This window comes from Pseudomonas sp. ADPe, assembly GCF_014843515.1.
In the GTDB taxonomy this organism is placed as follows: domain Bacteria; phylum Pseudomonadota; class Gammaproteobacteria; order Pseudomonadales; family Pseudomonadaceae; genus Pseudomonas; species Pseudomonas citronellolis.
The window spans coordinates 7,102,805-7,116,004 of record NZ_CP062122.1; the positions used below are offsets into that span (position 1 = coordinate 7,102,805).

Annotated in this window: 9 protein-coding genes and 2 pseudogenes; 7 read left to right on the forward strand and 4 right to left on the reverse strand. The window is 68.7% G+C overall.

Annotated elements, in window-relative coordinates:
- Nucleotides 1-98: 98 nt before the first annotated feature.
- The 3 genes from IG194_RS31970 (at nt 99) to IG194_RS31980 (ending at nt 5,731) form a co-directional block, all read left to right on the forward strand.
- Nucleotides 99-3,284: an efflux RND transporter permease subunit gene (locus IG194_RS31970; RefSeq protein WP_058490015.1), complete on the forward strand. Its 3,186-nt coding sequence runs from the start codon at nt 99-101 to the stop codon at nt 3,282-3,284.
- A complete protein-coding gene (locus tag IG194_RS31975; RefSeq protein WP_058490016.1) occupies nt 3,281-4,672 on the forward strand; it encodes an efflux transporter outer membrane subunit in 1,392 nt (463 codons plus the stop codon). The genes IG194_RS31970 and IG194_RS31975 overlap by 4 nt, the downstream gene beginning before the upstream one ends.
- Before the next feature lie 315 nt (nt 4,673-4,987).
- On the forward strand, nt 4,988-5,731 hold the full coding sequence (locus IG194_RS31980) for a class I SAM-dependent methyltransferase (protein ID WP_058490017.1): 744 nt from the start codon (nt 4,988-4,990) through the stop codon (nt 5,729-5,731).
- A gap of 80 nt (nt 5,732-5,811) precedes the next feature.
- Here IG194_RS31980 and IG194_RS31985 read toward each other — a convergent pair.
- Nucleotides 5,812-5,940 (reverse strand): annotated as a pseudogene (locus IG194_RS31985) (helix-turn-helix domain-containing protein); the annotation flags it as partial.
- A 7-nt stretch (nt 5,941-5,947) separates the two neighbouring features.
- Here IG194_RS31985 and IG194_RS31990 point away from each other — a divergent pair.
- Nucleotides 5,948-6,304: pseudogene (locus IG194_RS31990) on the forward strand (acetoin dehydrogenase dihydrolipoyllysine-residue acetyltransferase subunit); the annotation flags it as partial.
- A 280-nt stretch (nt 6,305-6,584) separates the two neighbouring features.
- Here the strand turns inward: IG194_RS31990 and IG194_RS31995 are convergent.
- The 3 genes from IG194_RS31995 to IG194_RS32005 form a co-directional block, all read right to left on the reverse strand.
- Nucleotides 6,585-6,929 carry an SH3 domain-containing protein gene (locus IG194_RS31995; protein WP_058490019.1) on the reverse strand — a complete coding sequence of 115 codons (345 nt, stop codon included), beginning with the start codon at nt 6,927-6,929 and terminating at the stop codon, nt 6,585-6,587.
- A 51-nt stretch (nt 6,930-6,980) separates the two neighbouring features.
- Nucleotides 6,981-7,691, reverse strand: coding sequence for a 2OG-Fe(II) oxygenase (locus IG194_RS32000; protein ID WP_058490020.1), 711 nt, complete (start codon nt 7,689-7,691; stop codon nt 6,981-6,983).
- 70 nt (nt 7,692-7,761) lie between these two features.
- Nucleotides 7,762-7,914 carry a PilZ domain-containing protein gene (locus IG194_RS32005; RefSeq protein ID WP_082996289.1) on the reverse strand — a complete coding sequence of 51 codons (153 nt, stop codon included), beginning with the start codon at nt 7,912-7,914 and terminating at the stop codon, nt 7,762-7,764.
- Between the two features lie 484 nt (nt 7,915-8,398).
- On the opposite strand from IG194_RS32005, the gene IG194_RS32010 reads away from it, so the two are divergent.
- From IG194_RS32010 to IG194_RS32020, 3 genes are all read left to right on the forward strand, one after another.
- Nucleotides 8,399-10,048: a VRR-NUC domain-containing protein gene (locus IG194_RS32010; protein WP_058490021.1), complete on the forward strand. Its 1,650-nt coding sequence runs from the start codon at nt 8,399-8,401 to the stop codon at nt 10,046-10,048.
- Complete coding sequence (locus IG194_RS32015; protein ID WP_058490022.1) at nt 10,045-12,441, forward strand: ATP-dependent DNA helicase; 2,397 nt, start codon at nt 10,045-10,047, stop codon at nt 12,439-12,441. Before IG194_RS32010 ends, IG194_RS32015 begins: the two co-directional genes overlap by 4 nt.
- 89 nt (nt 12,442-12,530) lie before the next feature.
- Nucleotides 12,531-12,914: a DUF4865 family protein gene (locus IG194_RS32020; RefSeq protein ID WP_058490023.1), complete on the forward strand. Its 384-nt coding sequence runs from the start codon at nt 12,531-12,533 to the stop codon at nt 12,912-12,914.
- Nucleotides 12,915-13,200: the final 286 nt, after the last annotated feature.

The following is a 13,200-nucleotide window of genomic DNA, read 5'->3' on the forward strand; positions in this document are numbered from 1 at the left end:
GGGGCACATCGACAACGCAGTACCCGGCCCTGGCCCCACCCAGGGCCGCGGGTGACCTTTTGCCCAGGGTTTAGCGCCCCGCGCGCCAGGAACGAACCATGAACTTCTCGCAATTCTTCGTGCAGCGGCCGATCTTCGCCGCCGTGCTCTCGCTGATCATCCTGATCGGCGGGGCCATCTCGCTGTTCCAGTTGCCGATCAGCGAATACCCCGAAGTGGTGCCGCCCACCGTGGTGGTGCGCGCCACCTTCCCCGGCGCCAACCCCAAGGTGATCGGCGAGACCGTCGCAGCTCCCCTGGAGCAGGCCATCACCGGCGTCGAGAACATGCTCTACATGTCCTCGCAGTCCACCGCCGACGGCAAGATGACGCTGACCATCACCTTCGCCCTGGGCACCGACCTGGACAACGCCCAGGTGCAGGTGCAGAACCGCGTGACGCGCACCGAGCCGAAGCTGCCCGAAGAGGTCACCCACATCGGCATCACCGTCGACAAGGCCTCGCCCGACCTGACCATGGTCGTGCACCTGACCTCGCCGGACAACCGCTACGACATGCTCTACCTGTCCAACTACGCCATCCTCAACATCAAGGACGAGCTGGCGCGCCTGGACGGCGTGGGCGACGTGCAGTTGTTCGGCATGGGCGACTACTCGCTGCGCGTGTGGCTGGACCCGAACAAGGTGGCCTCGCGCAACCTCACCGCCACCGACGTGGTCAACGCCATCCGCGAGCAGAACCGCCAGGTCGCCGCCGGCGCCCTCGGCGCGCCGCCCGCGCCCAGCGCCACCAGCTTCCAGCTGTCGATCAACACCCAGGGCCGCCTGGTCAGCGAGGAAGAGTTCGAGAACATCATCATCCGCAGCGGCCCGGACGGCGAGATCACCCGCCTGAAGGACATCGCCCGCATCGAGCTGGGCTCCAGCCAGTACGCCCTGCGCTCGCTGCTGGACAACCAGCCGGCGGTGGCCATCCCGATCTTCCAGCGCCCCGGCTCCAACGCCATCGCCATCTCCAACGAGGTGCGCGAGAAGATGGCCGAGCTGAAGAAGGCCTTCCCCCAGGGCGTGGACTACTCCATCGTCTATGACCCGACCATCTTCGTCCGCGGCTCCATCGAGGCGGTGGTGCACACCCTGTTCGAAGCCCTGGTGCTGGTGGTGCTGGTGGTGGTGCTGTTCCTGCAGACCTGGCGCGCCTCGATCATCCCGCTGGCCGCCGTGCCGGTGTCGCTGATCGGCACCTTCGCGGTGATGCACTTCTTCGGCTTCTCGCTCAACGCACTGTCGCTGTTCGGCCTGGTGCTGGCCATCGGCATCGTGGTGGACGACGCCATCGTGGTGGTCGAGAACGTCGAGCGGAACATCGGCCTCGGGTTGACACCGATCGAGGCCACCAAGCGCGCCATGAAGGAAGTGACCGGGCCGATCATCGCCACCGCCCTGGTGCTGTGCGCCGTGTTCGTGCCGACCGCGTTCATCTCCGGCCTCACCGGGCAGTTCTACCGGCAGTTCGCGCTGACCATCGCGATTTCCACGGTGATCTCCGCGTTCAACTCGCTGACCCTGTCGCCGGCGCTGGCCGCCGTGCTGCTCAAGGGCCACCACGAGCCCAAGGACCGCTTCTCGCTGATCCTCGACAAGCTGCTGGGCAGCTGGCTGTTCCGCCCGTTCAACCGCTTCTTCGACCGCGCCAGCCATGGCTACGTCGGCACTGTCACCCGCGTGCTGCGCGGCAGCTCCATCGCCCTGTTCATCTACGCCGGGTTGATCGCCCTCACCTACCTGGGCTTCTCCAGCACCCCGACCGGCTTCGTGCCGCAGCAGGACAAGCAGTACCTGGTGGCCTTCGCCCAGTTGCCCGACGCGGCCACCCTCGACCGCACCGAGGCGGTGATCAAGCGCATGTCGGAAATCGCCGGCAAGCACCCGGGCATCGAGCACACCGTGTCCTTCCCGGGCCTGTCGATCAACGGCTTCACCAACAGCCCCAACAGCGGCATCGTCTTCACCCCGCTGAAGGACTTCGACCAGCGCAAGGGCCCGGGCATGTCCGCCGGCGAGATCGCCGCCGAGCTGAACAAGCAGTTCGCCGACATCCAGGACGCCTACATCGCCATCTTCCCGCCGCCGCCGGTACAGGGGCTGGGGACCATCGGCGGCTTCCGCGTGCAGGTCGAGGACCGCGGCAGCCTGGGCTACGAGGAGCTCTACACGCAGACCCAGAACATCCTCGCCAAGGCCCGCGCGCTGCCCGAGCTGAACCCCATGTCGGTATTCACCAGCTACCAGGTGAACGTGCCGCAAGTGGACGCCGCCATCGACCGCGAGAAGGCCAAGACCCACGGCGTGGCCATCAGCGACATCTTCGACACCCTGCAGGTGTACCTGGGCTCGCTGTACGCCAACGACTTCAACCGCTTCGGCCGCACCTACCAGGTCAACGTCCAGGCCGACCAGAACTTCCGCCTGGACCCGGAACAGATCGGCCAGCTGAAGGTGCGCAACAACCTCGGTGAAATGGTCCCCCTGGCCACCTTCATCAAGATCAGCGACACCGCCGGCCCCGACCGGGTGATGCACTACAACGGCTTCATCACCGCCGAGATCAACGGCGCCGCGGCGCCCGGCTACAGCTCCGGCCAGGCCGAGGCGGCGATGGAGAAACTGCTCAAGCAGGAACTGCCCAACGGCATGACCTACGAGTGGACCGACCTGACCTACCAGCAGATCCTCGCCGGCAACACCGCGGCCTTCGTCTTCCCGCTCTGCGTGCTGCTGGCCTTCCTGGTGCTGGCCGCGCTGTACGAAAGCTGGGGCCTGCCGCTGGCGGTGATCCTGATCGTGCCGATGACCCTGCTGTCGGCCATCGGCGGGGTGATAGTCGCCGGCGGCGACAACAACATCTTCACCCAGATCGGCCTGATCGTGCTGGTGGGCCTGGCGTGCAAGAACGCCATCCTCATCGTCGAGTTCGCCAAGGACAAGCAGGAAGAAGGCATGGACCGCGTCGCCGCCGTGCTGGAAGCCTGCCGCCTGCGCCTGCGGCCGATCCTGATGACCTCCATCGCCTTCATCATGGGCGTGGTGCCGCTGGTGCTGTCCACCGGCGCCGGCGCCGAGATGCGCCATGCCATGGGCGTCGCGGTGTTCTCCGGGATGCTCGGGGTGACCTTCTTCGGCCTGCTGCTGACGCCGGTGTTCTACGTCCTCATCCGCCGCTTCATGGAAGCCCGCGAAGCGAAGAAACAAGCCCGCCTGACCCACGAGGCCAGCCACGCATGAACCTGAAACACTTCGCCCCGGCGCTGCTGGCCCTGAGCCTCAGCGCCTGTATGGTCGGCCCCGACTACAAGCAGCCGGACACCGCGCCGGCCAAGCTCGAAACCGGCGCGGCAGCCTTCGACCGCAGCCGCTTCGAGGACGCCTGGTGGAAACAGTTCGACGACCCGGTGCTGAGCCAGCTGGTCGACCAGGCCCTGAAGGAAAACCGCGAGCTGCGCGTGGCCTACGACCGCGTGCTGGCCTCGCGGGCGATCCGCGACGACGTCTCCAACGACCGCTTCCCCACCGTGACCAGCCGCGTCTCCTCGGAGATCGGCAAGGGCCAGGTGCCCGGGCAGACCGAGGACCGCGTCAACCAGGAGCGCTACGACCTGGGCCTGGACATGATCTGGGAAGTCGACCTGTTCGGCCGCGTGCGCCGCGAGCTGGAATCGGCCGACGCGCAGAGCCAGGCCGCCCAGGCCGACCTGCAGCAGCTGCAGGTCAGCCTGGTCGCCGAGCTGGCCGACGCCTACGGGCAACTGCGCGGTGCGCAGTTGAGGGAAGGCATCGCCCGCGACAACCTGAAGAACCAGCGCGAGTCCCGCGACCTGACCATCCAGCTGCGCGACAACGGCGTGGGCAACGAACTGGACGTACAGCGCGCCGAAGCGCGCCTGGCCGCCACCGAAGCCACCCTGCCGCAACTGCAGGCCGAGGAAGTGCGCCAGCGCAACCGCATCGCCACCCTCCTCGGCCAGCGCCCGGACCAGCTCAGCGTCGACCTCTCGCCCAAACAGCTGCCGGCCATCGCCAAGGCCCTGCCGATCGGCGACCCGGGCGACCTGCTGCGCCGCCGCGCCGACGTCGCCGCCGCCGAACGCCGGCTGGCCGCAGCCACGGCGGATGTCGGCGTGGCCACCGCCGACCTGTTCCCGCGGGTGAGCCTCGGCGGCTTCCTCGGCTACACCGCCGGGCGCGGCTCGCAGATAGGCTCAGGCGCCGCCCGCGCCTGGGGCGTGGCGCCGACCATCAGCTGGGCCGCCTTCGACCTGGGCAGCGTGCGCGCCCGCCTGCGCGCCTCCAGGGCCGACGCCGACGCCGCGCTGGCCAGCTACGAGCAGCAGGTGCTGCTGGCCCTGGAAGAGTCCTCCAACGCCTTCAGCGACTACGGCAAGCGCCAGCAGCGCATGCTGGTGCTGGTGCGCCAGTCCGAGGCCAGCCGCAAGGCCGCCGAACTGGCCGGCGTGCAATACCGCGAAGGCACCCTGGACTTCCTAAACCTGCTGGACGCCGAACGCGAACAACTGGCCGCCGAAGACGCCCAGGCCCTGGCCGAAGTCGACGTGTACCGCGGCATAGTCGCCATCTACAAGGCCCTGGGCGGCGGCTGGCAACCCCGGGCCTGACAGGTTCCTCCCTGGCCACTCTCCGGCCACTTGGCCCCGCGACTCACGCTGCTGATCGCGGGGCTTTTTTATGCCCGCTGCGCCGAAGCGCTTTTCGTAGGATGGGTTGAGCTTGCGAAACCCATGGCCGTGGCGATGGGTATCGCTTCGCTCAACCCATCCTACGAGAGCATGTCACCTGCACCTGTAGGAGCGAGCTTGCTCGCGAACGGTGTTTCCCGGTTGTGCCGGAGCATCGGGCTGACTCCGCCCCTTGAGCCCCGCCCACACCCACCGGCAAGATAGTCCCCCGCCCGCCGCCCCCGGAGCTCCCCCATGACCGACACCCGCCAGCTGTTCAGCCAGCAGGCCGACGCCTACCGCGCCGGTCGCCCGACCTACGATCCGGCGTTCTTCGCCTGGCTGGCGCAGGTGGCGCCCTCCACCGACCGGGCCTGGGATTGCGGCTGCGGCTCGGGCCAGGCCAGCCTCGACCTGGCCCGGCACTTCCAGCAGGTGGTGGCCACCGACATCAACGCCAAGCAACTGGAACAGGCCCCGCGCGAGGCCAATATCGACTACCGCTGCGAACCGGCGGAAAGCACCTCGCTGCAACCGGCCAGCGTCGACCTCACCCTGGTGGCCCAGGCCCTGCACTGGTTCGACGTCGAGCGCTTCTATGCCGAGGTGCGCCGCGTGTCGCGCCCCGGCGCGCTGCTGGCGGTGGTCTCCTACAACCTGCTGAACATCGACGAGCGCCTGGACGCGCTGATCCGCCACCTCTACCACGACCTGGTCGGCCCTTACTGGGCGCCGGAGCGCAAGCATGTGGAGACCGGCTACGAAACCATCCCCTTCCCCTTCGAGCGCGTGGAGACGCCACCCTTCGCCCTGGAGGCGCAGTGGAGTTTCCAGCGCCTGGTCGACTACCTGTACAGCTGGTCGGCGGTGGCCAGCTACCGCCAGGCCACCGGCCAGGACCCGGTCGAGGCGCTGCGCGAGGAGTTGCAGGCGGCCTGGGGCGAGGTGGAAACGCGCCAGGTGAGCTGGCCGCTGACCATCAGGCTGGGCAGGGTATAAGGCGCAGGCTTCCCGTAGGGGGAGCCTGCCGGGCCATGGTTTCCGCCGTGCGAAGAGCAGGCGGGTTCGCGTTTCGCCCGAGGCATCTCGATGCCGTGCTGCTTCACCCGGCGGTACAGCGTTGCCCGCGAGATGCCCAGGGCCTGGGCCGCGGGGCCCGGCTGCCAGCGGTGGCGCACCAGGGCGTCGAGCAGGGCCTGGCGCTCGGGGCTGGCCAATGCCCTCAAGCCGCAGTTGGTACAGCTGTTCTCCGACGCCGCGCTGGTGAACCGGCAGATGCTGGAAGACATGCTCAAGTACAAGCGCCTGGAAGGCGTGGACACGGCGCTGCGTCAGCTCGCTGGCAAGCTGTTCGCCGATGGCCGCCAGCAGGTGGACCTGCGCGGCGTGCTGGAAGCTGGCGAGCACCCGGCGCTGGTGATCCGGGGCGAGGCCGACGCCATCATCCCGGCCAGCCACGCCCAGGGCCTGAGCGCCGAAGTCCACGTGCTGCCGGAACAGGCGCACATGCTGCAGATGGAGGCGGCGGAAGCGGTGAATGCGTTGCTGATGGATTTCCTCGGGCGTCACTGAAAACAGGAGCCTCTGACCTTGGGCCGCGGATGGCTGCCCGCCCCTGGCGCCAGGCTGGGGCTTTTTTTTGGAGGGCCCAGGTGGGGGTTTGGGTGTTTGCTGCGGGTCCGCAACCCTCACCCCAGCCCTCTCCCAGAGGGAGAGGGGGCCGTATGGCCTGAAGCGATATTCCAAATCTCCCTGGTCGTTTTATCCGCGCCTGAAACCTCAATGAGGCACGGCTCCAGCATCGGCACGGACAGTCCCCTCTCCCTTCAGGGAGAGGGGCTCTTAAGCAGGCTCAATCCAACGCCCGCAGACACTCCAGAGGCACCCACCCCGAATCCCCTTCCCGGCAACACCAGACCCATCCCCCAAGAATCCTGCCACCAACCACTCTCTCCCCAACCCCCACCTCCATCTCCCGCGCCGTATAGTCCTCCAGCGCCCGCCCAACGCCCTCGCCCACCCGCTCGAAGACCTGAGCCGGCACCCAGCCTTCCCGCCCAGCCGCCGCGCAGAAGTACCAATCTTCCCAACCCTCAGGCCCCTCGTAGCGCTCACCCACCTTCAGCAACGCGCCCCTGGCAAAAGTGATCGGCTCCGGATACTCGCTACGATGGGCCACCACGACCTCGTAATGCATTGCACGCTCCTTCGTCTGCTGTACGGCAGGCGATGGTACGCAGGGCAACCCTCAAAGCGCATCGTGAAAGATGACACCCAAAGTAAACCGCTCCCCCCACAACAACCGGCTGACCCCATGGCGCATGCTCACCCGATAGTCCCCACGCGCGCCCCGCACCGGCCGCTGCGAGACAGCGAACACCACGGCATCCCCCTGGCACAACGGCACCACCTCCACCCGCGACTGCATGCGCGGGCGCTGTTCGGTGAGGACGAACTCGCCGCCGCCGAACTCCTCGCCCGGCTGCGACAGCAGGATGGCGACCTGCAGCGGGAAGGCCAGTTCGCCGTACAGGTCCTGGTGCAGGCAGTTGTAGTCGCCCTCGCCATAGCGCAACAGCAGCGGCGTGGGGCGCAGTTGGCCGGCGGCGTGGCAGCGTTCGAGGAATTCGGCGTGCCGCGGCGGGTATTCCGGCGCCAGGCCCAGGCGCCGTTGCCAGGCGTTGGCGATGTTCGCCAGGGGCGGATAGAAGGCCTCGCGCAGCGTCTGCAGCGGCGCCGGCAAGGGATAGGCGAAGTAGCGGTACTCGCCCAGGCCGAAGCCGTGGCGGGCCATGACCACCCGGCTGCGGAAGGACTCATCGCGGGCGTAGAGGGCGCGCAGCCACTGGCATTGACGCGGATCGAGCAGCCCGGGGACCAGGGCGTGGCCGCCGGCGTCCAGGCGCGTGGCCAGCGCTGGCCAGTCCAGGGCGGCGATGCGCTCGGCGAGTGGGATCATGGGCGGGCTCCGGGGGCGATGCCGCCAGTCTAGGCGAGCGGCCAGCCGCCCTGCGCCCCGATGCCGACTTTCAAACCCAGAAGCACCGCGCCAGCAGCACGTCGCAGCGGATCTTCAGGCCGCTTTCGGACAGGTCGGCGACATAGCCGAGCAGCTCGCCGCCGGCGTCGAGCACGCGGATGCGGAACATGGAGCGGAATACGATACGGTTGTGCTGGCGCATACCCGACCTCGTCGTGCGGGGGATTTGAAATGCAGGGCGACCGGGGGCGGGAAACCTTAAGGCCTACGTTGAAACCGGGAGCGAGCTTGCTCGCGAACAGCGGTGCCAAGCCTGGCTCCGGAGCAGGGCCGAAGTCCGTAACCCTCTCCCCAGCCCTCGGCTGCGCGCCCCGCCCTGAAGGGAGAGGGGGCTAGTCCGTGCCGAGAGAAGGAATGGTTTCAGCCGGAAACCTTCGGTGTTGCCGGCTGACTCCAGAACACCCAGCCCTGCCCAACGGTCCCCTCTCCCTTCAGGGAGAGGGTTAGGGAGAGGGAGCGGAGTCAACCCCAGGCGATGTAGCGACAGGGAGACGCCATTCGCGAGCAAGCTCGCTCCTACGAAAAGCCCAACCCCCCACCAACAAATCCCCCCGCCCATCCCCCACCGATTGCCAATCCCCATCCCACCTGATATCTGTATAAAGATACAGCCCCTGCCCTCGCCCATGCCCTTCCAGACCGATCCGCGCTTCTACTACCTGGCCAACTTCCACCGCGCCCTCGCCTGGCTGGAAGAACGCTACGACGACCTCTTCGACACCGCCGAACGCGCCTTCCTCCGCGACTTTCAGGCCATGCCGCTGGAGGCCCGCGCCCTGCTGGTGCGGCTGATCATGCGCAAGGGCCCGCACTTTCGCGCCAGCAAGCTGGACTACGCCGAGATCGGCTGCCCGCGCCGGGCCGCCGCGCCGCTGCTGGAGGCCGGCTGGCTGGATGGCGCCGCCGCGCTGGGCCTGGAGGAACTCTTTGGCCTGCTGCGCAAGGACGAAATCCTCGACTGCTTCGGCGCCCAGCTGTCCAGCCGCCAGCTGCGCAAGCCGGAGCTGCTGGCCGAACTGGCCGAGGCCGAACCCGCACCGCGGACCTTCGCTGACTGGTGCCCGCAGCTGGACGAGGCGGTCTACAGCCTGGCCATCGCGCCCCAGGTGGAGCGCCTGCGCCTGATGTTCTTCGGCAACCTGTACCAGGACTGGACCGAATTCGTCCTCACCGACCTGGGCATCCTGCGCTACGAAACCGTCCCGCTGACCCGCGAATCCCGCGGCTTCGCCAGCCGCGAGGAGATCGACGCGCACCTGTTCCTGCAACGCTGCCGCGAAGCCTTCGACCTGGGCGTCGCCGCTCAGGAACTGCTGCCGCTGATCGCCAGCGTCGACTGCGGCACCGCCCAGTTGCAGCGCCGTCGCGGGCGCGTGCTGTTCCACATCGGCCAGCAACTGGAGCGCGAGGCCGACTGGGAAGGCGCCTTGCAGGTCTATGCCGCCAGCGAACACGTCGCCGCCCGCCAACGCCAGGTGCGCGTGCTGGAGCGCCTGGAACGCCACGCCGAAGCCTATGACCTGGCCCTGCAAGCCGCGGCCCGGCCCCAGAACGCCGCCGAGGCGCAGCTGATCGAGCGCGCCCTGGTGCGCCTGCGCCGCCAGCTCGGCCACGCCCAACCGGCGAAGGCCAAGGCCGCGCCGCCGCCACGCATCGACCTGGAACTGCAGCCGCAGCCCGGCCTGAGCGTCGAGCAGTGCGTGCAGCTGCACCTGGCCCGCCCCGAAGCGCCGGTGCACTACGTGGAGAACACCCTGGTCCTCGGCCTGTTCGGCCTGCTCTGCTGGGAAGTGATCTTCACCCCGCTGCCCGGCGCCTTCTTCCACCCCTTCCACGCCGGCCCCGCGGACCTCTACGACAGCCAGTTCCGCACCCGCCGCGCCGGGCTGTTCGAAGCACGCCTGGCACTGCTCGACAGCGGCGCCTACGCCGACGAGATGCGCCGCATCCACCGCCAGAAGCAGGGCCTGCAATCGCCCTTCGTGTTCTGGGAGCTGCTGGACGAAAGCCTGCTGGAACAGGCCCTGGCCTGCCTGCCGGCAGCGCACCTGAAGGCCTGGTTCGGCCGCCTGCTGCAGGACCTGCAGGCCAACCGCGCCGGCATGCCCGACCTGATCCAGTTCTACCCCGCCGAGCGCGGCTACCGGATGATCGAGGTGAAGGGCCCCGGCGACCGCCTGCAGGACAACCAGAAGCGCTGGCTGGCCTTCTGCGCCGAGCACGGCATGCCGGTGGAGGTCTGCTACGTGACCTGGGCCGGGGAGCCGGCGGAATGAACTACCAGGTCGCGGTGCGCGCCCTCTGCGAGTTCACCGCCAAGGTCGGCGACCTCGACCTGCGCTTCACCCCCTCGCCCACCGCCCAGGAAGGCATGGCCGGCCACGCCACCGTGGTCGGCCGCCGCGGCCCCGGCTACCTCGCCGAGCTGCCGCTGGCCGGCGCCTACCGCAACCTGCTGGTGCGCGGCCGCGCCGACGGCTACGACCCGGCGCGCAACTGCCTGGAAGAGATCAAGACGCACCGCGGCGACATCTCGCGCATCCCCGACAACCACCGCCAGTTGCACTGGGCCCAGGCCAAGGTCTACGGCTGGCTGCTCTGCGCCCTGCAGGACCTGGAGCAGATCGACCTGGCGGTCGTCTACTTCAACGTCATGACGCAGAAGGAAACGGTGTTCCAGGAAAGCTTCAGCGCCGACGAGCTGCACGCCTTCTTCGAGGAGCACTGCCAGCGCTTCGTGGTCTGGGCCGAACGCGAGATGGCCCACCGCGCGGCCCGCGATACAGCCCTGGAAAGCCTGCGTTTCCCCTGGCCGCAGTTCCGCCACGGCCAGCGCCAGCTCGCCGTGGCGGTGTACCGCGCCGCCCGCGACGGCCGCCACCTGATGGCCCAGGCCACCACCGGCATCGGCAAGACCCTCGGCACCCTGTTCCCGCAGCTCAAGGCCATGCCCGGCCAGGGCCTGGACCGGTTGTTCTTCCTCAGCGCCAAGACCCCCGGCCGGCGCCTGGCCCTGGAAGCCCTGGCCAGCCTGCGCCAGGACGAGCCCGAGCTGCCGCTGCGGGTGCTGGAGCACGTGGCCCGCGACAAGGCCTGCGAACACCCGGACAAGGCCTGCCACGGCGACTCCTGCCCGCTGGCCAAGGGCTTCTACGACCGCCTGCCGGCCGCGCGCCTGGCCGCCCTCGACGGCGCCTGGCTGGACCAGGCGCGGGTCCGCGAGGTGGCCCGCGAGCATGGCATCTGCCCCTACTACCTGAGCCAGGAACTGAGCCGCTGGGCCGACGTGGTGGTGTGCGACTACAACTACTACTTCGACATGAGCGCCCTGCTCTACGCCCTCACCGCGCTCAACGAATGGAAGGTGGCGCTGCTGGTGGACGAGGCCCACAACCTGGTGGAGCGCGGGCGCAAGATGTACACCGGCGAGCTGGACCAGGCCGACTTCCAGGACCTGCGCCGCGTCGCCCCGGCCAAGCTCAAGGGCGCGCTGGAGCGCGTCGGCCGCCACTGGAACCAGCTGCACCGCGACCAGGAGCTGGAATACCAGGTCTACCCGCTGGCCCCGGAGCTGTTCATCCTCGCGCTGCAGAAGGCGGTGACCGCCATCACCGACCACCTCAGCGAGCAGCCCGACGGCAACAGCCTGGAGCTGCTGAGCTTCTACCTCGACGCCATGGCCTTCTGCCGCCTGGCCGAGGCCTTCGGCGAGCATTCGCTGTTCGACATCACCCGCCGCCAGAGCGAAAGCGGCCGGGTCTACTCCACGCTGTGCCTGCGCAACGTCATCCCCGCGCCCTTCCTCGCCCCGCGCTTCGAGGAGGCGCACAGCTGCACGCTGTTCTCCGCCACCCTGACGCCGGCGCACTACTACCGCGACCTGCTGGGCCTGCCCGAGGACACCGCCTGGATCGACGTGGAATCGCCGTTCCGCGCCGAGCAGCTGGAGGTGCAGGTGGTGCGCAACCTGTCTACCCGCTACCAGCACCGCGCCCAGTCGGTGCGGCCGATCTGCGAGCTGATGGCGCGCCAGTACCGCGAACGGCCGGGCAACTACCTGGCCTTCTTCAGCAGCTACGCCTACCTGGAGCAGGTGCGCGAACGCTTCGTCCGCGACGAGCCGGGCGTGCCGGTCTGGGTGCAGGCGCGCAACATGGACGAGACCGCGCGCGAGGGCTTTCTCGAACAATTCCGCAACGGCGGCCGCGGCATCGGCTTCGCGGTGCTCGGCGGCGCCTTCGGCGAGGGCATCGACCTGCCCGGCGACCGCCTGATCGGCGCCTTCGTCGCCACCCTGGGGCTGCCCCAGGTGAACACGGTGAACGAGGAAATCCGTCAGCGCATGCATAACCAGTTCGGCGACGGCTACGACTACACCTACCTCTACCCCGGCCTGCAGAAGGTGGTGCAGGCGGCCGGCCGGGTGATCCGCACCCAGCAGGACGAAGGCGTGGTCTGGCTGATCGACGACCGCTTCGGCCGCAGCGAAGTGCGCCAGCTGCTGCCGCGCTGGTGGACGGTGCGCAGCTGCCGCCTGGCCCTGCCGCCGCCGGAGCCGGAGGCGGAAAACAGCGCGCCACGCAAGGCGCCCGTGCCGCCGGCCCGCCAGCGCCCGGCACGGCCGAAGCCGGAACAGGCCCAGGGCGAGCTGGGTTTCAATGATTTCTAGATCGAATCACTGAAACAAGTATCCATACCTGTTTCACATGAAAGCGGCCGCGCAGACTCCTTCCAGCCCATGCTGAAAAGGAGCCCGCCATGTTCGCCATGCAATACAGCCACCGCCTGCCGGCGGAGCACGATCTCGACGCCATCCGCCAACGCGCCGCCGCCAAGGGCCCGCAGTGGGACGCCTGGCCGGGCCTGGCGTGCAAGGCCTTCGATCGCCCGCCCCGCGCGCTGTACCGCGAAGAACTACCCTTGCCGGATAGAGGCGCCGCCGCCCTGCGCGACGGCGCCCTGGCCGCCGGCGAGGCGCTGCTGGGCCGGGAGGATGTGCTGGCGGTCTGGCTGGTGGCCGACCTGCAACGCTGGAGGCTGCTGCGCTTCAGCATGAGCGCCGGGGCGCTGGAGCTGCGTGCGGACAGCGTCGGCTACGAAGTCCTGTACCTGGCACGGCCAGGGCTGGAGCGACTGCCATGAACGACAGGCAGAAACGGGAACTGGCAGCACAGCTGGCAGGGCTGGCCTTCGGCGCCTTCCTGGTGCTGGGCATGGCCTGGGGCGTGGCGCGGGTGGCGCGGGTGCTGGTGGGGTGAGGGTGGGCTTTTCGTAGGAGCGAGCTTGCTCGCGAATGGAGTTTCCCGGTAACTGCGATGTTTCGGATTGACTCCGCTCCCTCTCCCTAACCCTCTCCCTGAAGGGAGAGGGGACCGTTCGGCGTGCGCTGGTATTTCCGCGTTAGCCGGCTTGCGCCGAGTGGCCGGCT

Bases quoted from the DNA above. Each gene is read 5' to 3' on its own strand.
- IG194_RS32010 (WP_058490021.1), top strand. From the start codon at position 8,399: ATGCCCTTCCAGACCGATCCGCGCTTCTACTACCTGGCCAACTTCCAC.
- IG194_RS32020 (WP_058490023.1), top strand. From the start codon at position 12,531: ATGTTCGCCATGCAATACAGCCACCGCCTGCCGGCGGAGCACGATCTC.
- IG194_RS31980 (WP_058490017.1), top strand. From the start codon at position 4,988: ATGACCGACACCCGCCAGCTGTTCAGCCAGCAGGCCGACGCCTACCGC.
- IG194_RS31975 (WP_058490016.1), top strand. From the start codon at position 3,281: ATGAACCTGAAACACTTCGCCCCGGCGCTGCTGGCCCTGAGCCTCAGC.
- IG194_RS32015 (WP_058490022.1), top strand. From the start codon at position 10,045: ATGAACTACCAGGTCGCGGTGCGCGCCCTCTGCGAGTTCACCGCCAAG.
- IG194_RS31995 (WP_058490019.1), bottom strand. From the start codon at position 6,929: ATGCATTACGAGGTCGTGGTGGCCCATCGTAGCGAGTATCCGGAGCCG.
- IG194_RS32000 (WP_058490020.1), bottom strand. From the start codon at position 7,691: ATGATCCCACTCGCCGAGCGCATCGCCGCCCTGGACTGGCCAGCGCTG.
- IG194_RS31970 (WP_058490015.1), top strand. From the start codon at position 99: ATGAACTTCTCGCAATTCTTCGTGCAGCGGCCGATCTTCGCCGCCGTG.
- IG194_RS32005 (WP_082996289.1), bottom strand. From the start codon at position 7,914: ATGCGCCAGCACAACCGTATCGTATTCCGCTCCATGTTCCGCATCCGC.